The sequence below is a fragment of the Streptomyces sp. NPDC002884 genome, assembly GCF_040295245.1.
Classification (GTDB): domain Bacteria; phylum Actinomycetota; class Actinomycetes; order Streptomycetales; family Streptomycetaceae; genus Streptomyces.
On the sequence record NZ_JBEOVB010000007.1, the window covers coordinates 314,391 to 336,488 of the forward strand.

The following is a 22,098-nucleotide window of genomic DNA, read 5'->3' on the forward strand; positions in this document are numbered from 1 at the left end:
TTGCTCGACACCCGGTCCCTCGTCGTGATCCAACCGTGTCCCCCCGCTGTCGTTCCCACCCCTTCAAACGCGCGGTCCCATCTGCGGGTTCCCGGCGGCAACGGATACAGTCACGCCCAGGCAACCACGGGGACAGGAGAGGGTCATTACCGGCAACCGGCAGGCAAGCTGGGCGTTCGCCGACGCCTATGCCGCCGAGGACGAAGCGCTGCACTGGGCCCGTGACCGGGCACGTGAGGCAGGGCTGCGCTCGGTGTCGCCCAGCACGGGCGCCGCGCTGCGGATGCTCGCCGCCACCGTGGACGCGAAAGCGGTCGCGGAGATCGGTACCGGCACCGGCGTCTCCGGGATCCACCTGCTGTACGGAATGCGCCCGGACGGCGTCCTGACGACCGTCGACCCCGAGCCGGAGCACCAGCAGTTCGCCCGCCAGGCCTTCCGTGCCTGTGGCTTCGCCAGCAACCGGGCCCGGTTCATCCCCGGCCGCGCGCTCGACGTCCTGCCCCGCCTCGCGGACGCCGGCTACGACCTGGTCTTCTGCGACGGCGACCGTCTGGAACTCCTCGAGTACCTCGCTGAATCGTTGCGCCTGCTGCGTCCGGGCGGCCTCGTCGTGTTCGAGGGCGTCTTCGCCAACGGCCGCACGGTCGATTCCGGACCGCAGCCCACCGAGGTCATACGGATCCGGGAACTGCTGCGGGCGGTGCGCGAGAGCCAGGAGCTGGTGCCGTCGCTGCTGCCGGTGGGCGACGGCCTGCTGTGCGCGGTCAAGCGCTGAGACCGGGAGCGCCCGGCTCGCGCGCCGCCGACCCGTGGGCGGCCCTTGGGCCTTTCGGGCCACGCGGCCGCGGCGGACCGCGGGAAAGCTGAGAAAACGACCGCTCCGGCACCCTGGAGGATGCCGGAGCGGTCGAAAGAGTAGGGTCGCTCGCGCGTCAGCCGACGACCTTCTTGAGGGCGTCGCCGAGCGCGTCGGCCTCATCGGGGGTCAGCTCGACGACGAGTCGACCGCCGCCTTCGAGCGGAACGCGCATGACGATGCCCCGCCCCTCCTTGGTCACCTCGAGCGGGCCATCACCCGTTCGCGGCTTCATGGCCGCCATGCTCGTTCCCCTTCCTGAAACCAGCTCATCGCCAAAGCCGACGGCCCATGGAGGGCAGCCGCGGTCCAGCGTGGGACACACGACACCGGCATCGAACACATTGCTTCCAGGCCATTATCCCGCATCTCAGGACCCGATGACCAACATCAGTCGGCATCGCTTGGGCAACGCGCGCGAGCAAAACCACTCAATTCGGCGATGTGACTGCGATACTGCACCGCCGCACGGACTTCCGCGGACCGGAAACCCTCCCGAATTCTTTGACGCAGGTCACATGTCGGGTCCGGTCCTCGGACGGTGATCTCCGCCATGCTGTCCTCGTACACCGGACGTACTGACCAGTAGTACGCCGGAGCCGCGACACGGAGGGGAAACGCCATGGCCGACACCGTGCTCTACGAGGTGAGCGACGGACTCGCGACAATCACGCTGAACCGCCCCGAGGCGATGAACGCGCTGAACATCGCGACCAAGGTCGCCCTCCGGGACGCGGTCCAGTCCGCGGCTGCCGACGACGCCGTGCGGGCCGTGCTGCTGACCGCCGCCGGCGAGCGGGCGTTCTGTGTGGGACAGGACCTCAAGGAGCACATCGGGCTGCTGGCCGAAGGCTCGAAGCAGGTCATGAGCACGGTCGCGGAGCACTACAACCCGATCGTGCGGGCGCTGACCGAGGCGCCGAAGCCGGTGGTCGCCGCCGTGAACGGGGTCGCCGCCGGCGCCGGCTTCGGTTTCGCGCTGGCCGCGGACTACCGCGTCGTGGCCGACACCGCGTCCTTCAACACCTCGTTCGCGGGGGTCGCGCTCACCGCCGACTCCGGTGTCTCGTGGACCCTGCCCCGGGTGATCGGTCCGGGCCGGGCCGCCGACCTGCTGCTCTTCCCCCGCAGCATCACGGCCAAGGAGGCGCACGAGCTGGGTATCGCCAACCGGATCGTGCCGGCGGCCTCGCTGCGCACCGCGGCCGAGCAGCTGGCGCGGATGCTGGCCGAGGGGCCGACGGTGGCGTACGCGGCGATCAAGGAAGCGGTGGCGTACGGGTCCTCCCACACGCTGGCCGAGACGCTGAACCGGGAGGACGAGCTGCAGACGCGGGCCGGGGCCTCCGAGGACCACGCGATCGCGGTGCGGGCCTTCGTCAACAAGGAGGAGCCGAGGTACCTCGGCAAGTGACCGCCGACCGGGCTGGCCGGGGGCCGTCACCCCGGCCCCGGCCTCGCTCCTGCGCCGGCCTCGTCCTCAGGCGTGGCCGGACGGGCCGAGACGGCTCACGCAGGCTTCCAGGTGGTCGTCCACCAGGCCGCACGCCTGCATCAGCGCGTACGCCGTCGTCGGGCCCACGAAGCGCAGGCCCCGCTTCTTGAGGGCCTTCGACAGGGCCGTCGACTCCTCCGTCACCGCCGGCACGTCGGCCAGGGTCTTCGGGACCGGCCGGCCGGCCGGGTCGGGGGCGTGCGACCAGATCAGCTCGTCCAGGTCACCGGGCGCCCAGCCGGCCAGCACGCGCGCGTTGGCGAGCGTGGCGTCGACCTTGGCGCGGTTGCGGATGATGCCCGGGTCGGCGAGCAGGCGGGTGCGGTCCTCGTCGGTGAAGACGGCGACCGAGGCGATCTCGAAGCCGGCGAAGGCGGCGCGGAAGCCGGGGCGGCGGCGCAGGATCGTGATCCAGGACAGGCCGGACTGGAAGGCCTCCAGGCTGAGGCGTTCGAACAGCGCGTCGTCGCCGTGGACCGGGCGGCCCCACTCCTCGTCGTGGTAGGTCACGTAGTCCGGTGTGGACAGGGCCCAGGGGCAGCGCAGCGCGCCGTCCGCGCCGGCGAGGGCGTTCCCGTCGGTCACTGCTGGTCCTCGGGGGCCGGCTTCTCCATGGAGACCTGGCCGCCGCCGACCGGGGTCCTGGCACCGGCCAGGGCGGACTCCAGGTCGGCGATGCGGGCGTCGCGCTCGGCGAGTTCGGCGGCGACGCGGTTGAGGGCGTCGTCCACGTCGGCCATGCGGTAGCCGCGGACGGCCAGCGGGAAGCGCAGGTGGTCGATGTCGGAGCGGTCGACCGGGCGGTCCGGGGGCAGCGGGTCGTGCAGCCGCTCGGGGGCGACCTCCGGCAGCGGGCCGGTGCCCTCGCCGCCGCCCACCACGGCGAGTGTCACCGCGGCGACCACGACGGCGAGCGCGATGACCAGGAACAAGAACATAACCATCGGTGGGTCCCCACGCTCGGTGTGCTCGGAGTGGATGTGCTTGGGTCCGATCGTGCCATGCGGGTCCGACGGTTAGGGTCGCAGGCGGTGGATGTGCAGGACGTACTAGGAGAGGTCACAGGGCATGCTCAGGCTGGGCAGGCGTGAATTCGGCGCGCACGAGCCGGTGATCATGGCGATCGTGAACCGGACCCCCGACTCCTTCTACGACCAGGGGGCGACCTTCCGCGACGAGCCGGCCCTCGCGCGCGTGGAGCAGGCCGTGGCCGAGGGGGCGGCGATCATCGACATCGGCGGCGTCAAGGCCGGTCCCGGTGAAGAGGTCACCGCGCGGGAGGAGGCCCGGCGGACCGTCGGTTTCGTGGCCGAGGTGCGGCGCCGCTTCCCGGACGTGATCATCAGCGTGGACACCTGGCGGGCCGAGGTCGGCGAGGCGGTCTGCGAGGCGGGGGCCGATGTGCTCAACGACGCCTGGGGCGGCGTCGATCCGCGGCTGGCGGAGGTCGCGGCGCGGTACGGGGCCGGGCTGGTGTGCACGCACGCGGGGGGCGCCGAGCCGCGGACCCGCCCGCACCGGGTGACGTACGACGACGTCATGGCCGACATCCTGCGAGTCACCGTGGGACTGGCGGAGCGGGCCGCGGAGCTGGGCGTGCCGAGGGAGTCGATCATGATCGATCCGGGGCACGACTTCGGGAAGAACACCCGGCACAGCCTGGAGGCGACCCGGCGGCTCGGGGAGATGGTGGAGACGGGGTGGCCGGTGCTGGTGTCCCTGTCCAACAAGGACTTCGTCGGGGAGACGCTGGACCGGCCGGTGAAGGAGCGGGTCGTCGGGACCCTGGCGACCACTGCCGTGTCGGCGTGGCTGGGGGCGCAGGTGTACCGGGTGCACGAGGTGGCGGAGACCCGGCAGGTGGTCGACATGGTCGCCACCATCGCGGGGCATCGGGCGCCGGCGGTGGCGCGGCGGGGGCTCGCCTAGTTCTTCCTCGCCCCCGCCGCCCCTTCCCGTCCCGGCCCGGACGGGCCTCGCCTCACACGCCGGACGGCCGGAACGTCAGCGGCCCGCTTCCTTCGACACCAGGGCCACCGCTTCCTCCACGTCGTCCGTGACGTGGAAGAGGAGGAGGTCCTTCTCGGAGGCCTTGCCCTGCGCGATCAGGGTGTTGCGCAGCCAGTCGATCAGGCCGCCCCAGTACTCCGTGCCGAAGAGGACGATGGGGAAGCGGGTGACCTTCTGGGTCTGGACGAGGGTGAGGGCCTCGAAGAGCTCGTCCAGGGTGCCCAGTCCGCCGGGCAGGACCACGAAGCCCTGCGCGTACTTCACGAACATCATCTTCCGCACGAAGAAGTAGCGGAAGTTCAGGCCGATGTCGACGTACGGGTTGAGTCCCTGCTCGAAGGGGAGCTCGATGCCCAGGCCCACCGAGACGCCGCCCGCTTCGGAGGCGCCCTTGTTGGCCGCCTCCATCGCGCCCGGGCCGCCGCCCGTGATCACGGCCCACCCGGCGTCGACGAGGGCGCCTCCGAGCCGTACGCCCGCCTCGTACTCCGCGGAGCCCGCGGGGGTGCGGGCGGAGCCGAACACGCTGATCGCCGCGGGGAGTTCGGCGAGGGTGCCGAAGCCCTCGATGAACTCCGACTGGATCCGCAGGACCCTCCAGGGGTCCGTGTGGACCCAGTCGGAGGGGGCCCGTTCGTCCAGCAGCCGTTGGTCCGTGGTGCTCGACTGCACCTGGTCCCGCCTGCGGAGGACCGGTCCCAGGCGCTGTTCGTCCGGTGGCTGCTTCTTGCCCTCGGGGTTCCCTGTGGCCATGGTGAGCTCCCTCCACGATTGGGGCCTCCCCGGCCCGGGCGAACCCGAGAGCCGGGGAAGTTTGTTCCGCCTCAGCGTAGATCTACGCGGGTTACGGACGGGGGACGTCGGCGTGTCCGCCACGAAGCGCCCCCGGGTGAGGGTCCTGTCAGGCGGTCAGCCAGGCCCTCAGCCGCTCCTCGCCCGCCAGGATCTTGGCCGTTTCCACGCGTTCGTCCCGCTTGTGCGCCAAGTGCGGGTTGCCGGGGCCGTAGTTGACCGCGGGGACGCCCAGCGAGGAGAAGCGACTCACGTCCGTCCAGCCGTACTTGGGCATCGGGGTGCCGCCGACCGCCTTGATGAAGGCCGCCGCGGCCGGGTGGGAGAGGCCGGGGAGGGCGGCCGGGCTGTGGTCGTCGACCACGAACTCGGCCACCCCGCAGTCGGCGAAGACCTCGCGGACGTGGGCGACGGCCTCCGCCTCGCTCCGGTCCGGCGCGTAGCGGAAGTTGACGGTGACGACGCACTCGTCGGGGATGACGTTGCCGGCCACCCCGCCGCTGATGCCCACCGCGTTGAGCCCCTCGCGGTACTCCAGGCCGTCGATGACCGGGTAGCGCGGCTCGTAGGCGGCCAGGCGGGCCAGGATCGGGGCCGCCGCGTGGATGGCGTTGGAGCCCATCCAGCTGCGCGCCGAGTGGGACCGCTCGCCGGTCGTCCTCAGCAGGACCCGCAGGGTGCCCTGGCAGCCGCCCTCCACCTGGCCGTCGGAGGGCTCCAGCAGCACCGCGAAGTCGCCCGCCAGCCACTCCGGACGGTGCTCGGCCACGTGCTTGAGGCCGTTGAGGTCGGCGGCGACCTCCTCGTTGTCGTAGAAGACGAAGGTCAGGTCGCGGTTGGGGGCCGGGACCGTCGCCGCGATGCGCAGCTGGACCGCCACCCCGGACTTCATGTCGCAGGTGCCGCAGCCCCACAGGACCCCGTCCTCGTCCAGCCGCGAGGGGACGTTGTCGGCGATCGGGACCGTGTCGATGTGGCCGGCGAGGACCACGCGCTCCGCGCGGCCCAGGTTCGTCCGGGCGATCACGTTGTTGCCGTAACGGTCCACCGTCAGGTGGGGCAGCGCGCGCAGGACGGCCTCGATCGCGTCCGCGAGCGGCTTCTCGGTGCCGCTCTCCGAACGGAAGTCGACGAGCCGCGCGGTGAGTGCGGCGGCGTCCAGAGTGAGGTCAAGCGGGGTGTCGGCCATGCCGTCGACCCTAACGCGCCGGCTGAACGTCCTGGATTTCCGCGCTCAGCGCACGGGCCTCCTCCTCCTCAGTACTCTCCAGTACCTTGTACGCGTGCCAGAGCCGTCCCCCTCCCCCAAGCGCCGCGGCCGCCTCCTCCGTTTCGGGGCGTCCTGCGTGGTCCTGTCCGCCGTCGCGGGTTATGTCGTGGTGCAGTACGTCACCGGCGGCACGGACGATCCGGGCTGCAGAGTCGTCTCCGGCGGCGCGAACGGGGCGACGTACGAGTTCACACCGGAGCAGGCGGTGAACGCGGCCACGATCGCCGCCGTCGGCACCGGCCGGTCCATGCCCGAGCGGGCCGTGGCCATCGCGCTCGCGACCGCCCTCCAGGAGTCGGGGCTGCGCAACCTCACCCACGGCGACCGGGATTCGCTCGGCCTGTTCCAGCAGCGGCCCTCGCAGGGCTGGGGCACCGAGAAGCAGGTCACGGACCCGGCGTACGCGGCGAACATCTTCTACGAGCACCTCGCGAAGGTCCGCGACTACACCGAACTCCCGCTCACCGTCGCCGCGCAGCGCGTGCAGCGCAGCGGCTATCCGGAGGCGTACGCCAAGCACGAGCCGGATGCCACGGTGCTGGCCGCGGCGCTGACCGGGACCGCGGCGGCGACGCTGACCTGCAACGGCCGCTCGGCCGCCACGACGACGGCCACCGGCCCGGACGCGGTGCGGGCGGCGCTGGTCCGGGACTTCGGGCGGAAGGCGCTCCAGCAGGCGGGCGCGGAGGCCGGTGCGGGGGACGCCTCGTCCGCACCCTCGGCGGACCCGGGCACGCCGGCCGCCGAGAGCCACGGGCGGACCGTCACGCTGCCCGTGGCCGAGGACGCCACCGCCGATGGGCGCAGCGTCGGCGAGCGCGGCTGGCAACTGGCGCACTGGGCGGTGGCCAACGCCTCGGCGCTGCGCATCGAGCGCGTCTCGTACGCGGGCCGGGAGTGGGTCTCGGGGAACACCGACAGCCGGTGGCGCGCGACCGGCTCGACCAGTGCGGAGGCCGCCGGGTCCGCGGGCGCGGGCGGCGGCACGGGGAGCGTACGGATCGTCACCGCTCAGTAGTACGGGTCTTCACTCGGCCGGGTCATGTACGGACCGTTCGGGTGGCCGGGTGATCAGGTTTTCGCGCCGTCACCCCCGCATCCGGCGAATCCCTTGCGGACCAAGGGCTTCAGGGGTTTGACGGACTTTCACATCGGGCGGTTTTTGCCCGTTTTTATCCGCAGGCGATAATGCGACGCATTGCCAACTCTTTACGTCGGCCGTGCGCAACCTTCGTGGGCTTCGAGCGGTAGTCACTCCGTCCGGGCCCGGACAGACAGACAGTCACCGTGTCACAGCAGTCACAGACAGTCCTTGTTCTCTCCCGTCGAAGGAGCATCATGTCCCTCCCCCTGACCCGCCGGATCGCCCGTGCCGCGCTGCTTGTCGCTGCGGGAGCGGCCGCCGGGGTCGGTGTGGCCGGCTCCGCCAGTGCGGCCCCCGCCCTCCCCGCCGCTCCGAACCTCGGCGGCCTGACCGCCCTGGACGCGGCGGGCGTCGGCAACACGGTCGACAGCGCGGCACAGAACGTCGCCGGGCTCGCGGGTGAGACCGGCGGCAAGGCCGTCAAGCAGACGGTGCCGGCCGCGGGCAAGACCGGCGGCAAGGCCGTGAAGAAGGCGGCGCCTGCGGCACAGAAGACGGCCGGCGAGACCGCGGGCTCCGCCGGGGGCCTCCTCGGGGAGACCGCGTCGACCGCCACCAAGGGCGGACTGCCGACAGACTCGCTCACCAAGGGCGGGCTGCCCGGCGCCAAGACCCTGCCGGTGAAGAGCCTGCCGCTCGGCTGACGCCTGCGGCCCTCGAGCCGGTGTCGGGGTCCAGGGTGCTCCCTGGGCCCCGTCTCGCCGTTCACGGCCCGCAGGGCGGCGCCTGGGGCCGTCCTAGCGGGCGAGCCTCGCGACCGCCGTGGCGATCCGCTCGTCGGTCGCCGTCAGCGCCACGCGTACGAAGTTCTCGCCCGCCTCGCCGTAGAAGTCGCCGGGGGCCACCAGGATGCCCAGGTCCGCCAGGTGGGCGACGGTGGTCCAGCAGGACTCGCCCCGGGTGGCCCAGAGGTAGAGGCTGGCCTCGCTGTGTTCGATGCGGAAGCCGTGGGAGAGCAGCGCCTCGCGCAGTGCGGTGCGGCGGGCCGCGTAGCGTTCGCGCTGCTCACGGACATGGGCGTCGTCGCCGAGGGCCGCCACGGCCGCCGCCTGCGTGGTCGCCGACGTCATCATGCCGCCGTGCTTGCGGATCTCCAGGAGCGGGGCCAGGACGGCCGGGTCGCCCGCCAGGAAGGCCGCCCGGTAGCCCGCCAGGTTCGAGCGCTTCGACAGCGAGTGGACCGAGACGATGCCCTCGTACGAGCCGCCGTTGACGTCCGGGTGGAGGACCGAGACCGGGTCGGCCTCCCAGCCCAGCTCCAGGTAGCACTCGTCGGAGAAGATCAGCACGCCGTGCTCGCGGGCCCAGGCCACGATCCGGGTCAGCTCGTCCTTGGAGAGCACCTTGCCCGTGGGGTTGGACGGCGAGTTGAGCCAGAGCAGCTTCAGCCCCGCCGGGTCCAGGTCCGTGGGGTCGTCGTAGACCTCGTACCCGGCGCGGGCCAGGCGGGCGCCGACCTCGTAGGTCGGATAGGCCAGGCGCGGGTAGGCGACCCGGTCGCCGGGGCCGAGGCCCAGCTGGGTGGGGAGCCAGGCGACCAGTTCCTTGGAGCCGACGATCGGCAGCACGTGCCGGTGGGTCACCCCGCGGGCGCCGAGCCGCCGCTCCACCCAGTCGGTGATCGCGTCGCGCAGCTCGGGCGTGCCCCAGACCGTCGGGTAGCCGGGTGAGTCGGCCGCGTCGATCAGGGCCTTCTGGATCAGCTCGGGGACCGGGTCGACGGGGGTGCCGACGGAGAGGTCGACGATGCCGTCCGGATGGGCCGCGGCCGTCGCCTTGTACGGCGCCAGCTTGTCCCAGGGAAAGGTGGGGAGACGGTCGGAGACTGCGGACACGGCTTCTGGCTCACTTTCTGGTACGGCAGCTGCCCCTCACGTGCCCCTCACGGCAAACGCCTCGGCCCCGCACGGTGATCTGAGGCGATCAGGCCGTACGGGACCGAGGAAGCACGAGTGCGGGCCGCTGTTACTGGTTCTGAGGCGGCAGCGCGGCGACGAAGGGGTGGTCGCGCTCGATCAGACCCAGCTTGCTTGCGCCGCCGGGCGAGCCGAGCTCGTCGAAGAACTCGACGTTCGCCTTGTAGTAGTCCTTCCACTCCTCCGGAGTGTCGTCCTCGTAGAAGATCGCCTCGACCGGGCAGACCGGCTCACAGGCGCCGCAGTCGACACATTCGTCCGGGTGGATGTACAAGGACCGCTGGCCCTCGTAGATGCAGTCGACCGGGCACTCTTCGATGCACGCCTTGTCCTTGACGTCGACACAAGGCTGCGCGATGACGTAGGTCACGCTGTCGTTCCTCCTCGATAGGGCGCTGGCGGGCCTCCTCAGGCTCCGCCGCCTGGCGCGCGGAAGCGCGGCGTCGTCGATGCCCGCCTCTAGTATCTCCGTTCTTGGGCATGATCCGAACAGGAGGGGTGAACTGACCTGTGGAAATCTCGGCCGCCGGACGCCTCGAGGTCCGCATCACCACTGCTGACGTGGGCAAACGTGTCTCCGTACGATGCCTGACCGAGGCGGGTACCACCGAGGGGAAATTCACCGACACGGTGGGTGTTCTCACATCATGGGACGCCGGTGTGCTCGTGATCACACGGAAGAGCGGCGAGAGCGTCCGTATTGACGCGTCCTCGCTGGTCGCCGGGAAGGTCGTACCGCCCGCCCCGGCCCGCCGCCGGGGTCCGGCCGCCGGCTACGAGGAACTCGCGCAGATCACCTCCCGGGCGTGGCGTCCGCTGGAGAGCGCGCGGCTCGGCGAGTGGGAGCTGCGGGCCGCCGCCGGGTTCACGCGCCGGGCCAACTCGGTGCTGCCGCTCGGCTCGCCGGGCGTCCCGCTCGACGAGGCCCTGGACGTCGTACGGCGGTGGTACGGCGAGCGCGGGCTGCCCGCCTACGTCCAGACCGCGACGGGGGCCGAGGGCACCCAGGAGCTGCTGTGCGCGGAGCTGGAGCGGCGCGGGTGGACGCGTGAGGTGAGCGCCGAGTTGTGGATCGGGGCACTCGCGCCCCTCGCCGACCGGGCGGCGGCCGAGGGGGTGGTCCTGGCCCGGGAGGCCGACGAGGCGTGGCTGGCCCGGTATCAGCGCAAGGGGGTGAGCGCGGTGGCCCTGAAGGTGCTGGGAGGAGGGCCCTCGGTGTGGTTCGCGTCCGTGCCCGGGGAGTCCGGCGGGGCTCCCGCCGCCATCGGGCGGTGCGTCGTGGACGGGCGGTGGGCCGGGTTCGCGGCGGTCGAGGTCGATCCGGCGCAGCGGCGGCGGGGGCTGGCCACCGTGGTCATGGCCGCGCTCGCCGGGCGGGCGCTGGAGGAGGGCGCGTCGGCGGCCTGGCTCCAGGTGGAGGAGAGGAACGCGGGGGCGCGGGCGCTGTACGCCGGGATGGGCTTCGCGGCGCATCACGCGTACCACCACTACCGGGAGTCTTCGTGAGCGGGTTCGACGCCGGTGAGGTGCGGCGGCGGTTCGCCGAGGAGGCCCGGGCCGAGCGGCCCGATCTGGCGCTGCTGTGCCTGCTGATCGGCGCGCAGCCGGACCCGGAACTGGACGAGGCCGCACTGGACGCCGCGCAGATCGAGCTGGACCGGCTGGCGGGGCAGCTGCCGTACCGGCCGGGCGGGCCGCGGGAGTGGGCGGTGGCGTTGCGCGAGCTGCTCGGCGAGCGGTACGGGTTCCGCGGTGCGGCCGCGGACTACGAGCGGCTGGAGTCGTCGCTGCTGCATCGGGTGCTGGTGCAACGGCGGGGCCTGCCGATCCTGCTGTCCGTGGTGTGGGTGGAGGTGGCGCGACGGGCCGGCGCGCCGGTGTACGGGGTCGCGCTGCCGGGGCACTTCGTGGTGGGGTTCGGGCCGCCCGCGGATCTCGGGCGGCAGGTGCTCGTCGATCCCTTCGACGGGGGCCGGATCCTGTCGGGCGACGACGCGGAGTCGCTGGTCACCGGGGCGACGGGGGCGCGGCTGGAGCCGTCGATGCTGACCCCGGCGGAGCCGTTGGACGTCGTGACGCGGATCCTGAACAACATCCGGTCGTGGGCCATGGCCCGGCCGGAGCGGTCGGATGTCGCGCTGTGGGCCGTGGAGCTGGCGTTGGCCGTGCCCTCCCATCCGGCCCGGTTGCGGTACGAGAAGGGGCAGTTGCTGGTTCAGCGCGGGGACTTCATCGGCGGGGCGGACGAGCTGGAGGAGTACGCGGGGCTGGTGGAGGTCGTGGACGAGAGGGCCGCGGAGCGGGTGCGCAAGGAGGCGTTCGCCGCGCGGGCCATGCTGAACTGAGGCCCGTGGAAGGCGCGTCGCAGGCCCGTCGGGGCGCTGCCTCTCACAGCCAGCCCTTCTCCCTCGCGGTCCGTACCGCCTCGGCCCTGTTGCGCACGGCCAGTTTCTGTATCGCCGTGGAGAGGTAGTTGCGGACCGTGCCCTGGGACAGGTGCAGGGCGGACGCCAGTTCCGCGTTCGTCGAACCGTCGGCCGCCGCGCGCAGGACCTCCCGTTCGCGGTCGGTGAGGGGGTTGGCGCCGCCCGCGAGGGCCGCTGCCGCGAGCGTGGGGTCGATGACCCGCTCGCCCGCCAGGACCTTGCGGACCGCCTCCGCGAGCTGTGCCGCGGGCGCGTCCTTGACGAGGAAGGCGTCGGCACCGGCCTCCATGGCACTGCGCAGATAGCCGGGGCGGCCGAAGGTCGTGAGCACCACGAGCTTCAACCCCGGTAGTTCCTTGTGGAGTTGCGCGGCGGCCTCGATGCCCGTCGCGCCCGGCATCTCGATGTCGAGGAGGGCCACGTCGACGTCGTGGGCGCGGGCGGCCGCGAGGACCTCGTCGCCGCGGGCCACCTGGACGACCACCTCGATGTCGTCCTCGAGGCCGAGCAGCGCCGCCAGGGCCTCGCGGACCATCGACTGGTCCTCGGCCAGCAGGACCTTGATCGTGCCACCAGTCATGAGCGGGATCCTACGTCCGGCACCGGGCCGGCCGGGACCCGGGCGGTCAGCCGGAAGCCACGCCTGACGCGGCCCGCCTCCAGGGTGCCGCCGGCCTTCTCCAGGCGTTCGGCGAGGCCGGTGAGGCCGTTGCCGGGGCCCTTGCCGGAGCCGCCGGAGCCGTCGTCCTCGACGGAGAGTTCGAGGACGGGGCCGTCCAGGGTCTGGCGTCGCACCAGGTCCACCGTGCAGCGGGCGCCGCCGCTGTGCCGTACGACGTTGGTGATCGCCTCGCGCAGGGTCCAGGCGAGGGCGGACTCGCTCTCCTCGGGGACGCCGTCGAGATCCGGTTCGGCAGGAATCACGGCGACGATGCCGGCCGCCGTCAACGCGACCTGCGAGCCCGCGAGTTCGGCGGCCAGCCGGGGGCGCCGATAGCCGGTGACGGCCTCCCGGACGTCCACCAGGGCCTGGCGGCTCACCTGTTCGATGTCGGCGACCTGCTGGGCGGCCTTGTCGGGGTGCCCGGGGAGCATCCGGCCGGCCAGCTCGCTCTTGAGCGTGATCAGGGAGAGCGAGTGGCCCAGCAGGTCGTGCAGGTCCCTGGCCAGGCGCAGCCGTTCCTCGTTGGCGGCGAGCTGGGCGACCGTCGCGCGGGCCTTGCGCAACTCCACCGTCGTGCGGACCAGTTGGCTCACCCCGGTCATCGCGAAGCCGATGAGCAGCACCAGCAGGAGAAGGTTCAGCGCCTCCTCCTCGTCGGTGCGCAGGCCGACGAGGAGCAGCACCGCGGCCGTGCCCGGGATCGTCCAGAACGCCGCTCGCAGCGGGAGCACCATCCCGCAGGCCACGGAGACGTAGCAGTACAGGCCGAGCCAGGCGGAGCCGAGGGTGAGGCAGAGGACGGTGGCGAGCACCGCCATGGAGCCGATCAGGGCGGCGACGAGCCCCAGGGGGTAGGGCGCGGCCCCCATGTCCCGGAAGAGCAGCGACAGGTAGACGGTGACGAACACCGCCAGACCCAGCCAGCCGGCCACCGTGCCGCCGGTGGTGTGGTCGCCGGAGACGAGGTCGTGGACCGGCGAGCTGAGGAACACCAGCCAGACGCCGATCCACAGCAGCTTGCGCCGCCACAGCTCGCGCGGGGTACGGGCGGTCTCGCCCAGCGCGATCGGTGACCCGCGCCGGGCCTTCTCGGTCAGCAGGTCGTCCGTCATGGCGCTCACGCCTTCAGCGTGTCCTTCCGGTACAGCCAGGCCGCACCGCCCGTGAACAGGGCGAAGAAGACGACCAGGATGACGATGTCCTTGGCGTGCGGGGCCTGGCTCTGCTCGATGGACTGCCCCAGGGCAGCGTACGCGTGCGTCGGCACCCACTTGGCTATGTCCTGGAGCCAGGTCGGGAAGGTCGTCGTCGGCATCCACAGACCGCCGAGGATCGACAGGCCGAAGTAGGTGATCATCGTGATCGGGCGGACCGCGTCCCCGTTCGCGAGGTAGCCGATCGCCACGCCCAGGGCGGCGAAGACCAGGCTGCCCGCCCAGATCGCGCCGGTGAGGGCGCACCACTGCCAGGCGTCCAGGCGTACGCCCTTCACGGCCGCGGCGACGGCGAAGACGACGACGATGGAGGGCAGGCTGACCACGGCGGCGCTCGCCGTCTTCGCCAGGACGTAGCCGCGGCCCGGGAGCGTGGTCAGGCGCAGCTGCCGCACCCAGCCGCTCTGGCGCTCCTTGGCGATGCGCTCGCTGTTGCCCATCAGGACGGCGGTGAGGGCGCCGAAGGAGGCCATCGAGACCATCATGTAGGTCGGCAGGGTCAGGCCCGTGCCGTCGACCTTCTCCGTGCTGTCGGCGCTGCCCGCGATGAGCAGGAACAGGACCGAGGGGTAGATCACCGAGAAGAACAGGAACTTGCGGTTGCGCAGGGCGCGGGTGAGTTCCAGCTTGATCAGGCCGTTCACTTGGACTTCGCCTCCTCGGCGGTGGTGAGGGCGACGAAGGCCTGCTCCAGGCCGAGCCCGGCGACTTCGAGGTTGCGGGGGTAGAGGCCGAGGCCGTAGACCGCGTGCACGGTGGCGTCGGCGTCGGTGGACTGGATGCGCACGGTCCGGTCCGATCCCGCGGCCGAGCCGCTGTGGGACACGGTGAGGGTGGTGAGGAACGGCAGGGCGCGCAGGGCGGCCTCGTCGAACCCGTCCGCCAGGTCGAACGCGATCCTGCGCGCGCCCGCCCTGGCCTTGATCTCGGCCGCCGTGCCGTCGGCGAGGAGCCGGCCCCGGTGCAGGACCAGCACCCGGTCGGCGATGGCGTCGGCCTCTTCGAGGTAGTGGGTGGCGAACAGGACCGTGCGGCCCTGGTCGGCCTGTTCGCGCATGGTGGCCCAGAACGCCTGCCGGGTGGTGACGTCCATGCCGGTGGTGGGCTCGTCCAGGACGATCAGGTCGCTGTCGCCGGCGGTGGCGAGGGCGAACCGGACCCGCTGGGCCTGGCCGCCGGAGAGCTTGTCGACCTTGCGGTCGGCGATCTGGGCGATGCCCGCGCGGGCCAGCACATCGGCGGCCCGGTACGGCCTGGGGTGCAGTCCGCAGGCCAGGGCGACCAGTTCGGCGACCGTGACCTCGTCCATCAGCCCGCCGCTCTGGAGCATCGCGCCGACCCGGCCGGCGACGATCGCCTCGCGCGGGCCGGTGCCGAAGATGCGGACCGTGCCGCTGTCGGGCTGCTTGAGGCCGAGGAGCAGATCGAGGGTGGTCGACTTGCCCGCCCCGTTGGGCCCGAGCAGCGCCACGGTCTCCCCCGGGCGCAGCGCGAGCGTCAGGCCGTCCACGGCCCGTACGTCCCCGAAACTCTTGCTCACCTGGTCGAACCCGACCACCGGTGCTGTCGTCGTCATGACATCGATCATCGCCCCGGGGGCCGGGTGGGCGGCAGTGTCAGCCGTCCTCGGTGCCGCATGACAGATGTCATGCGGCACCGCCGTCGGGTCAGCTCGGGTCGATGTCGATGACCCCGGTCCGCTCCGTCGCGCTCTTCAGGGCCGGACGCAGGGCGCCGATGACGTCCTGGACCGTGACGGCCGTCTTCTGGCCGGTGCCGCGGGTGATCAGCACACCGTTGAAGGTGCCGCCGTAGAGCTCGGTCAGCGCGGCCTGGTCGTAGCTCTCGACGAGCTTGCCGTTGACCGCCTTGACCTGGAGGAACTTCCACAGGGAGTTCTTCGGGCTGAAGGAGACCGTGTGCGCGGCGTCGGTCATGACGGTGACCTTGCCGGACATCGCCGGTTCGGCGAACTCCTTCATCATCCGGTCGACCTCGGCGTCGGAGATCGTCGGCTGCTTGTCGGTCGTCGGGACCTTCACCGCGGTGGTCGTGCCCGTCTCCACCTGGCTCCGGTAGGCCGCGACGACGGACTCCTGGGCCTGCGCCGCGTCGATGCCCTTGCCCGCCTTGCCGTAGACGGCGACGGCCTTGCCGGCCTCGAACTTGATCGTGCCGTCGGTGGCCGAGCCGGAGCCGCCCGCGGCGGTGGTGAGGGCCGCCTGCAGCTTCTCCTCGTCGACCGGCATCGCGGGCTCGACCTCGCGGTGCTGCCCGAACAGCGAGCCGATCACGGAGACCGGGTTGTAGTCGCTCTTGGCGGCGTCGTCGACCGTGGCCTGCATGTCGAACTGGAGGCCCGCCTGATCGGGCTTCAGGACGACGGTGTCGCCGTCGACGGACAGCTTCAGTGCCTGCGTGACCCGCTTGTCGAAGGCGTCGTCGAGCTTCTTGACGGCGTCGTCGCTGGTGCCGCCGCCGATGTCGACCCCGAGCACGGTGGTGCCCTTGGGCACGTCGGAGTGGTTCATCAGCAGGCCGGCGCCGTAGAGGCCGATCCCCGCGACGACCACCAGGCCGCCCAGCAGGGGCAGCTTGCTGCGGCCCTTCTTCTTTTTCTTCTTGGCGTTCCTGGAGTCGCCCGCGGGGGCGCTCTGCGGGGCCGGCGCCGGGGCCTTCGGCGGGGTGTGCGGCAGGGGCCCGTCGGTGCGGGTACCGCCCTGGCCGCCGGGCACGACGGGGATGCCGCTGGTGACGGTGTGCCCGGAGACGTTGTCGACGGGACGGCCGCCGTAGCCGCCCGCACCCGGGTCGGGGACGTGCTTCTGCGGGGTGAGGATCGCGGTGTCGTCGCTCAGGCCACCGCCGGGCAGACGACCGGTGCCGGGTCCGGCGCCGACGGCACGCGGACCGCCGGGACCCGCCTGGCCGCCGGGCCCACCCGGACCGCCACGGCCGTTCGGGCCGCCGGGTCCACCGGGGGCGCCGGGCGGGCGGGACACACCCGGAGCACCGGGGGCGCCGACCGCGCCGTGCGGGACGCCGCCCATCGGGGGCACCATCGGGCCGTCGCCCGTGACCGGACCGCCGGTCGGGCCCGCGGGGCCGCCCTGCGGGCCGCCGCGGCCGCCGGGACCACCGGGTCCGTCCGGGCCGTTGAAGTCGTAGGAGCCGCCGGGGCCGGCCGGGAGACCGCCCTGGGGGCCCTGGCCCGGCGTGCCGTTCGGCGCGCCGAAGCCGTGCTGGCCGTTGCCGCCGTTCTGGGCGGCCTGGCCTTGCTGGCCGTGATTGTTCTGGCCGTTGTCGGAGAAGTACGGCAGGTTGTCGCGACGCGGCTCGGCACCGCCGGCACCCTGCCCCGGCCCCTGTACCGACCCCGGTCCCTGTCCCTGCACCGGCGGCTGGCCCGGCCGCTGGCCGTTGCCGAGCGAGCCCGCGGCGAGTGCCTCGGTGACGTCGAAGGAGCCCGTGCCGCCGCCGTGTCCCGGAGCCACGGGACCGCCGGTGGCGCCACCGGGGATCCCGGCGCCGTTGGTGCCGCCGGGACGCGAACCGCCCGGCACGCTCATGGAACCGACCACACCGCCGGGACGTCCGTTGCCCGGCCGCGCGCCGCCCGGCGCGCCTGCACCGGTGCCGGCGCCCGGTCCCGCCGCGCCGGCGGGGGCACCCGTGGGCGCGCCCGTACCGGCGGCGGAACCGCCCGGCAGACCCGCGCCGTTGGTGGAGCCGCCGCCCTGCCCGCCCTTGGCCGGCCCGGACTTGCGGGGCGCGAACCAGTTGCTGGTCTCCGCGGCGGCCGCGGGTTCGGCGGGCAGCTCGAACGAGCCCGTGTCGGACGAGGAGTAGCCGACGGCGGCCGCGGGCGGCGCCGACTGCGGGTCGGCACCGGCATGGGTGTTGCCGTCGGGGCCGTCGCCGCCCTTGCTCTCCGCGTCGGCGACGGGTGTGCGCACCACGACCGGCGGAATGGGCCGCGAACCCGGGATGTTGATGCGGATCCGGGTCGTCAGCGTGGTCTCGGTCTTGCGTTCCTCCGGCTGCGCGGACGAACGGCCCGCGTCCGCACCGGCGTCGGACACCACAGGGGTGCCGTACGGCGGCGTGCCCGAGGGGTATGCGGCTCCGCCGCGCCCGTTGGGCCCGGAGGACGGACTGTCAGTTTCACGACTCAAGGCAGGTTCTCCAGGTTGGCTCCGCCGCCCGCACGGCCTCACGGGCAGTTCGGCGGCGCGCACCACCATACTGGCCACCTCTGGCCGGTACCCCACGACCGCCGGGGAAACCCACACGGGACTCGCACCTGCACGCCACGGTGAAGTGGTACGTCACTTGCCAAGTCGGACGTCGCCGCCGACCGGTTGCCGCCCCAAACCAATGGTGGCGCAGATCACAGCAAGTGCCATGCCACCGAGCAGGAAGAGGTAGGAACCGCCTCCCGCACCGAACAGGAAGTCGCCCTCGGGGCGGCCCGCCGTGCACAGGATGACGGAGAGCATCCAGCCGGCGGCGGGCGCGACGGCCCCGGCGCGGCTGCCGAGCGCCCGCGCCCCGCCGAGGAACAGCCCGGCCGCGCCCGCGAGCGCGAGGAGCAGGCCGCCCGGGAACCAGCCGGCCTGGACGAGCGCCCCGGCGAGACCGGCGAGCGCGCCCAGCAGCAGGAGCCCCGCGTAGGCGGCGATCCGTCCGCCGGGGGGCATCCGCAGCGGCTGGGCGAGCATCGAACCACGGTCGGACATCACGCCACCCCCGCCACGTCGCCCGTACCGGCGAACAGGTCGTTCTCCCTCTTCCGGCTCCCCTGGTCCCCCTGGCCGTCCCGAGTCCCCCGAGCGGGCTCCCCGCGGACGAGTTCGTAGTACTCGGCCGGGAACAGGGGCTGCGCGAGCTCGTTGGAGAGCGCGAAGTACCGCTCACCGGGCGCGACTTCGACCTGGGTGGCGTGCGCGCGCATCGCGGCGGCCTTGGCGGCGGTGTACGCGGGGCCGCCGTCGATCTCGGCGGTGACCCGGTCGTCGTCCACCACACCCGGTACGTCGGGCACGACGGCGCTCCTGTCGAAGGGCAGCCCCGGCAGCTCGTCCCGGAGCCGGGCGAAGGCGGCCTCGGCGACGGGGCGCGGGACGCGGTTCCAGTACACCTTGGGGATGCGCCACCCGGCGCCCTCGGCCAGCTCCGCGGCACGCATGGCGACGCGGTGGGCCTGGATGTGGTCGGGGTGGCCGTAGCCGCCGTCGTCGTCGTAGGTGACGAGGACCTGGGGGCGCACCTCGAGGATGACCTGGACGAGGAACGCGGCGGCCTCGTCGACGTCGGCCCGCCAGAAGGAGGCGGGGTCGTCGTTGTCGGGAAGGCCCATCATCCCGGAGTCGCCGTAACGGCCGGCGCCGCCGAGCAGACGGAAGTCGTCGACGCCGAGTTCGGCCATGGCGGCCGCGAGTTCACGACGCCGGTGCTCCCCCAGGGCGGCACCGGTCAGGTGCCGCAGCTCCGGCGGGATGACCTCGCCGCGTTCGCCGAGGGTGCAGGTGACCAGGGTCACATGGGCACCCTCGGCCGCGTACCTGGCCATCGTCGCGCCGTTGTTGATCGACTCGTCGTCCGGGTGCGCGTGCACCAGCAGCAGACGCCGGGCGGCGCGCGATGGGGGTCCCCCCGGCCGGAGGTTGGGGGAGGGGAGTTCCGTCATGGGGCCAACCCTACGAGGCAGGACTACATCTCCCGCGCAGGGGCAGCCGCACGATCGGCACGCGTCAGAACTTGATGCTGCCGATCATGCTCGCCACGCTCGTCGTCAGGTCACTGATCGTGGGCGCGATCGTCGAGGAGGCCAGATAGAAGCCGAGCAGCATGCAGACGACTGCGTGACCGCCCTTCAGCCCCGACTTCTTGATCAGCAAGAAGACGACGATCGCCAGCAGCACCACCGCCGAAATCGAGAGTGCCACGGCGGTTCACCTCCAAGGACCCGGGGACGTGGGGGCAAAAGCAGAACAGGGGAACGTGTAAATCCATACATCAGCCAGCAGGTTCATACCCACACTGCGCTAGTGATCATAACTATGTGTGGGTGCGCATCTCGCGGCGCACAGCCGCACAAGGGGGTCGCATGGCCAATATGGTCGGAGGATGACGACCGAGTCCGACTCCTTCCCCCGCAGGCACGCCCGCACCCAGCGTTTCACCCTCGGCGCGCCGCGTTCGTTCACCGTGGCCCCCGACGGCTCGCGGGTGGTGTTCCTGCGCTCCGGCTCCGGCACGGACCGCGCGGGCGCGCTGTGGGTCCTCGACCCGGCGGACGGCTCGGAGCGCCCGGCCGCCGATCCCCGCGCCCTCCTCGGGGGCACCTCGGAGGACCTCTCGCCGCAGGAGCGCGCACGCCGCGAGCGCACCCGTGAGGGGGGCGCCGGGATCGTCGGATACGCCACCGACGCGGCCGTCGAGCTGGCGTCTTTCGCCTTGTCAGGGCGGCTTTTCACGGCGGAGCTGCGGGCCGGCACGGCGACCGGACTGGCGGTCCCCGGGCCGGTGATCGACCCCCGGCCGTCCCCCGACGGACGCCTCGTCGCGTACGTCGTCGGGGGCGCCCTGCGGGTGGTCGGGGCCGAGGGCGAGGGCGACCGGGCGCTGGCGGAGCCGGAATCCGACACGGTTTCCTATGGATTGGCCGAGTTCATCGCGGCCGAGGAGATGGACCGCACGCGGGGGTTCTGGTGGGCTCCGGAATCGGATCGACTGCTGGTCACGCGGGTGGACGACACGCCGGTGGAGCGGTGGTGGATCTCCGATCCGGCCCAGCCGAAACGTGACCCACAACACGTGCCCTATCCGGCTGCCGGGACGCCCAACGCGGAGGTGCGACTGTTCGTGTTCGGGCTCGACGGGGTGCGCACGGAGGTCGTCTGGGACCGGGCGCGCTTTCCGTATCTGGCGCGAGTGCACTGGTCAGAGGCGGGAGCGCCGCTGCTGCTCGTGCAGGCGCGCGACCAGCGCAGTCAGCTGTTCCTGGCGGTGGACACCGACACGGGGGCGACCCGGATGGTGCACGCCGACGAAGATCGGATTTGGCTTGATCTTTTCCCCGGGGTGCCGTGCTGGAGCCCGTCGGGACAGCTGGTCAGGATCGCCGACGAGGGGGGCGCCCGGGTCCTCGCGGTGGGTGAACGCCCGCTGACGGGAGCCCAGTTGCACGTGCGTGCGGTACTCGACGTCACGTCCGACGACGTACTGGTCGCCGCCTCGGCCGGGGCGGACGCGGCCGTGCCGGAAACCGGCGAGGTGCACGTCTACCGCGTCAACGAACTCGGCGTCGAGCGCCTCTCCCAGGAGCCCGGGGTGCACTCGGCGGTGCGCTCGGGGAACGTGACCGTTCTGGTGTCGGCGGTGCCGGACCGGCCGGGCAGCGTGGCGCGGGTTCTGCGGGACGGGAAGCTCGCGGCGACTGTCCGGTCTCATGCCGAAGACCCCGGCTTGTCCCCCCGCGTACTCCTCACCCAGGGGGGCGCACGACGAATCCCGTGCGCCGTGCTTATGCCTACGGACTACCCCGGTGACACCCCCCTGCCCGTACTCATGGATCCCTACGGCGGCCCGCACGGCCCCCGGGTCCTCGCCGCGCACAACGCGCACCTGACCTCGCAGTGGTTCGCCGACCAGGGCTTCGCGGTGATCGTCGCTGACGGGCGGGGCACCCCGGGCCGCTCCCCCGGCTGGGAGAAGGCGATCCACCACGACCTCACGGTCAGCCTCGACGACCAGATCGAGGCGCTGCAGGATCTGGCGAAGAGTCATCCCCTCGACCTCTCCCGGGTGGCGATCCGCGGCTGGTCCTACGGCGGCTGGCTCGCGGCGCTCGCGGTGCTGCGCCGCCCCGACGTCTTCCACGCCGCCATCGCGGGCGCCCCGGTGACCGACTGGCGGCTCTACGACACCCACTACACCGAGCGGTACCTCGGCGACCCGGCCACCACCCCGGAGGCGTACGCGAAGAGTTCGCTCGTCACCGACGAGGGGCTCTCCTCGCCCGCCGAACCCCATCGCCCGCTGATGATCGTCCACGGCCTGGCCGACGACAACGTGGTCGTCGCCCACGCCCTGCGGCTGTCCTCGGCCCTGCTGGCCGCCGGCCGCCCGCACGAGGTGCTCCCGCTGTCGGGTGTCACCCACATGACGCCCCAGGAACAGGTCGCGGAGAACCTGCTCCTGCTCCAGGTGGACTTCCTCAGGCGTTCGCTCGGGCCGGCGTAGTGCCGCAGGCGCGGCAACGGGCCGGGAGACATGGCGCTCCCGGCCCGTTTACGGCACCCGC

The 22,098-nt window shown here is 72.5% G+C and carries 23 protein-coding genes; 8 read left to right on the forward strand and 15 right to left on the reverse strand.

The genetic code is table 11. From position 1 onward, the window contains the following. Positions 1-79 precede the first annotated feature (79 nt). Positions 80-778, forward strand: a complete 699-nt coding sequence (locus ABT070_RS17955) for an O-methyltransferase (protein WP_351761460.1) — start codon at positions 80-82, stop codon at positions 776-778. A gap of 157 nt (positions 779-935) precedes the next feature. Here the strand turns inward: ABT070_RS17955 and ABT070_RS17960 are convergent, their stop codons facing one another. Beyond that, positions 936-1,103 carry a DUF3117 domain-containing protein gene (locus tag ABT070_RS17960; protein ID WP_003966491.1) on the reverse strand — a complete coding sequence of 56 codons (168 nt, stop codon included), beginning with the start codon at positions 1,101-1,103 and terminating at the stop codon, positions 936-938. A gap of 378 nt (positions 1,104-1,481) precedes the next feature. On the opposite strand from ABT070_RS17960, the gene chcB reads away from it, so the two are divergent. Further along, positions 1,482-2,273, forward strand: a complete 792-nt coding sequence (gene chcB, locus ABT070_RS17965) for a 2-cyclohexenylcarbonyl CoA isomerase (RefSeq protein ID WP_351761259.1) — start codon at positions 1,482-1,484, stop codon at positions 2,271-2,273. A 66-nt stretch (positions 2,274-2,339) separates the two neighbouring features. Here the strand turns inward: chcB and ABT070_RS17970 are convergent, their stop codons facing one another. Beyond that, positions 2,340-2,939 (reverse strand): DNA-3-methyladenine glycosylase I, encoded by a 600-nt coding sequence (locus ABT070_RS17970; protein WP_351761262.1) that lies wholly within the window; start codon positions 2,937-2,939, stop codon positions 2,340-2,342. Beyond that, positions 2,936-3,292 (reverse strand): DivIVA domain-containing protein, encoded by a 357-nt coding sequence (locus ABT070_RS17975; RefSeq protein WP_385675892.1) that lies wholly within the window; start codon positions 3,290-3,292, stop codon positions 2,936-2,938. Before ABT070_RS17975 ends, ABT070_RS17970 begins: the two co-directional genes overlap by 4 nt. Before the next feature lie 130 nt (positions 3,293-3,422). Between ABT070_RS17975 and folP the strand changes: the two genes are divergently transcribed. Continuing rightward, on the forward strand, positions 3,423-4,283 hold the full coding sequence (gene folP, locus ABT070_RS17980) for a dihydropteroate synthase (RefSeq protein ID WP_351761268.1): 861 nt from the start codon (positions 3,423-3,425) through the stop codon (positions 4,281-4,283). Between the two features lie 75 nt (positions 4,284-4,358). Here the strand turns inward: folP and ABT070_RS17985 are convergent, their stop codons facing one another. Next, positions 4,359-5,117, reverse strand: a complete 759-nt coding sequence (locus tag ABT070_RS17985; RefSeq protein WP_351761271.1) for an LOG family protein — start codon at positions 5,115-5,117, stop codon at positions 4,359-4,361. A gap of 148 nt (positions 5,118-5,265) precedes the next feature. Beyond that, complete coding sequence (dapE, locus tag ABT070_RS17990; RefSeq protein ID WP_351761273.1) at positions 5,266-6,345, reverse strand: succinyl-diaminopimelate desuccinylase; 1,080 nt, start codon at positions 6,343-6,345, stop codon at positions 5,266-5,268. A gap of 94 nt (positions 6,346-6,439) precedes the next feature. On the opposite strand from dapE, the gene ABT070_RS17995 reads away from it, so the two are divergent. Then, a complete protein-coding gene (locus ABT070_RS17995) occupies positions 6,440-7,444 on the forward strand; it encodes a heavy metal transporter (protein WP_351761276.1) in 1,005 nt (334 codons plus the stop codon). Between the two features lie 320 nt (positions 7,445-7,764). After that, positions 7,765-8,214 carry an ATP-binding protein gene (locus tag ABT070_RS18000; RefSeq protein ID WP_351761279.1) on the forward strand — a complete coding sequence of 150 codons (450 nt, stop codon included), beginning with the start codon at positions 7,765-7,767 and terminating at the stop codon, positions 8,212-8,214. Positions 8,215-8,307: 93 nt separating this feature from the next. Here ABT070_RS18000 and ABT070_RS18005 read toward each other — a convergent pair whose 3' ends face one another. Continuing rightward, positions 8,308-9,405, reverse strand: a complete 1,098-nt coding sequence (locus ABT070_RS18005; protein ID WP_351761282.1) for a bifunctional succinyldiaminopimelate transaminase/glutamate-prephenate aminotransferase — start codon at positions 9,403-9,405, stop codon at positions 8,308-8,310. 130 nt (positions 9,406-9,535) lie between these two features. Beyond that, positions 9,536-9,856 (reverse strand): ferredoxin, encoded by a 321-nt coding sequence (gene fdxA / locus ABT070_RS18010; protein ID WP_003973842.1) that lies wholly within the window; start codon positions 9,854-9,856, stop codon positions 9,536-9,538. 140 nt (positions 9,857-9,996) lie between these two features. On the opposite strand from fdxA, the gene ABT070_RS18015 reads away from it, so the two are divergent. Both ABT070_RS18015 and ABT070_RS18020 read left to right on the forward strand, forming a co-directional pair. Further along, positions 9,997-10,992, forward strand: coding sequence for a GNAT family N-acetyltransferase (locus ABT070_RS18015; RefSeq protein ID WP_351761285.1), 996 nt, complete (start codon positions 9,997-9,999; stop codon positions 10,990-10,992). Then, the gene (locus ABT070_RS18020) at positions 10,989-11,831 is read left to right on the forward strand and encodes a transglutaminase family protein (RefSeq protein WP_351761287.1); all 843 of its coding nucleotides are present in this window, start codon (positions 10,989-10,991) and stop codon (positions 11,829-11,831) included. Before ABT070_RS18015 ends, ABT070_RS18020 begins: the two co-directional genes overlap by 4 nt. A 43-nt stretch (positions 11,832-11,874) precedes the next feature. On the opposite strand, the gene ABT070_RS18025 is transcribed toward ABT070_RS18020, so the two are convergent. From ABT070_RS18025 to ABT070_RS18060, 8 genes are all read right to left on the reverse strand, one after another. After that, positions 11,875-12,492, reverse strand: a complete 618-nt coding sequence (locus tag ABT070_RS18025) for a response regulator (protein WP_351761290.1) — start codon at positions 12,490-12,492, stop codon at positions 11,875-11,877. Next, positions 12,489-13,688, reverse strand: a complete 1,200-nt coding sequence (locus ABT070_RS18030) for a sensor histidine kinase (protein ID WP_351761463.1) — start codon at positions 13,686-13,688, stop codon at positions 12,489-12,491. Before ABT070_RS18030 ends, ABT070_RS18025 begins: the two co-directional genes overlap by 4 nt. Positions 13,689-13,693: 5 nt before the next feature. After that, entirely contained in the window at positions 13,694-14,434 is a 741-nt protein-coding gene (locus ABT070_RS18035; RefSeq protein WP_351761293.1) for an ABC transporter permease, read from the reverse strand. Then, positions 14,431-15,366, reverse strand: coding sequence for an ABC transporter ATP-binding protein (locus tag ABT070_RS18040; RefSeq protein ID WP_351761296.1), 936 nt, complete (start codon positions 15,364-15,366; stop codon positions 14,431-14,433). The genes ABT070_RS18035 and ABT070_RS18040 overlap by 4 nt, the downstream gene beginning before the upstream one ends. Positions 15,367-15,457: 91 nt before the next feature. Further along, on the reverse strand, positions 15,458-17,965 hold the full coding sequence (locus tag ABT070_RS18045; protein WP_351761298.1) for a hypothetical protein: 2,508 nt from the start codon (positions 17,963-17,965) through the stop codon (positions 15,458-15,460). Between the two features lie 153 nt (positions 17,966-18,118). Beyond that, positions 18,119-18,529, reverse strand: a complete 411-nt coding sequence (locus ABT070_RS18050; protein ID WP_351761301.1) for a DUF6113 family protein — start codon at positions 18,527-18,529, stop codon at positions 18,119-18,121. Further along, positions 18,529-19,479: an N-acetyl-1-D-myo-inositol-2-amino-2-deoxy-alpha-D-glucopyranoside deacetylase gene (gene mshB, locus ABT070_RS18055; RefSeq protein WP_351761304.1), complete on the reverse strand. Its 951-nt coding sequence runs from the start codon at positions 19,477-19,479 to the stop codon at positions 18,529-18,531. The genes ABT070_RS18050 and mshB overlap by 1 nt, the downstream gene beginning before the upstream one ends. Before the next feature lie 64 nt (positions 19,480-19,543). Continuing rightward, entirely contained in the window at positions 19,544-19,738 is a 195-nt protein-coding gene (locus ABT070_RS18060) for a hypothetical protein (RefSeq protein WP_093781468.1), read from the reverse strand. Positions 19,739-19,919: 181 nt separating this feature from the next. On the opposite strand from ABT070_RS18060, the gene ABT070_RS18065 reads away from it, so the two are divergent. Next, complete coding sequence (locus ABT070_RS18065) at positions 19,920-22,037, forward strand: S9 family peptidase (protein ID WP_351761307.1); 2,118 nt, start codon at positions 19,920-19,922, stop codon at positions 22,035-22,037. The last annotated feature ends 61 nt before the right edge of the window (positions 22,038-22,098 follow it).

What these genes read in the sequence shown, in the direction of transcription:
- ABT070_RS17960 (WP_003966491.1), bottom strand. Translation starts at nt 1,103, where the DNA reads ATGGCGGCCATGAAGCCGCGAACGGGTGATGGCCCGCTCGAGGTGACC.
- chcB (WP_351761259.1), top strand. Translation starts at nt 1,482, where the DNA reads ATGGCCGACACCGTGCTCTACGAGGTGAGCGACGGACTCGCGACAATC.
- ABT070_RS17975 (WP_385675892.1), bottom strand. Translation starts at nt 3,292, where the DNA reads ATGTTCTTGTTCCTGGTCATCGCGCTCGCCGTCGTGGTCGCCGCGGTG.
- folP (WP_351761268.1), top strand. Translation starts at nt 3,423, where the DNA reads ATGCTCAGGCTGGGCAGGCGTGAATTCGGCGCGCACGAGCCGGTGATC.
- ABT070_RS17985 (WP_351761271.1), bottom strand. Translation starts at nt 5,117, where the DNA reads ATGGCCACAGGGAACCCCGAGGGCAAGAAGCAGCCACCGGACGAACAG.
- dapE (WP_351761273.1), bottom strand. Translation starts at nt 6,345, where the DNA reads ATGGCCGACACCCCGCTTGACCTCACTCTGGACGCCGCCGCACTCACC.
- ABT070_RS18000 (WP_351761279.1), top strand. Translation starts at nt 7,765, where the DNA reads ATGTCCCTCCCCCTGACCCGCCGGATCGCCCGTGCCGCGCTGCTTGTC.
- ABT070_RS18025 (WP_351761290.1), bottom strand. Translation starts at nt 12,492, where the DNA reads ATGACTGGTGGCACGATCAAGGTCCTGCTGGCCGAGGACCAGTCGATG.
- ABT070_RS18030 (WP_351761463.1), bottom strand. Translation starts at nt 13,688, where the DNA reads ATGACGGACGACCTGCTGACCGAGAAGGCCCGGCGCGGGTCACCGATC.
- ABT070_RS18040 (WP_351761296.1), bottom strand. Translation starts at nt 15,366, where the DNA reads ATGACGACGACAGCACCGGTGGTCGGGTTCGACCAGGTGAGCAAGAGT.
- ABT070_RS18050 (WP_351761301.1), bottom strand. Translation starts at nt 18,529, where the DNA reads ATGTCCGACCGTGGTTCGATGCTCGCCCAGCCGCTGCGGATGCCCCCC.
- mshB (WP_351761304.1), bottom strand. Translation starts at nt 19,479, where the DNA reads ATGACGGAACTCCCCTCCCCCAACCTCCGGCCGGGGGGACCCCCATCG.
- ABT070_RS18065 (WP_351761307.1), top strand. Translation starts at nt 19,920, where the DNA reads ATGACGACCGAGTCCGACTCCTTCCCCCGCAGGCACGCCCGCACCCAG.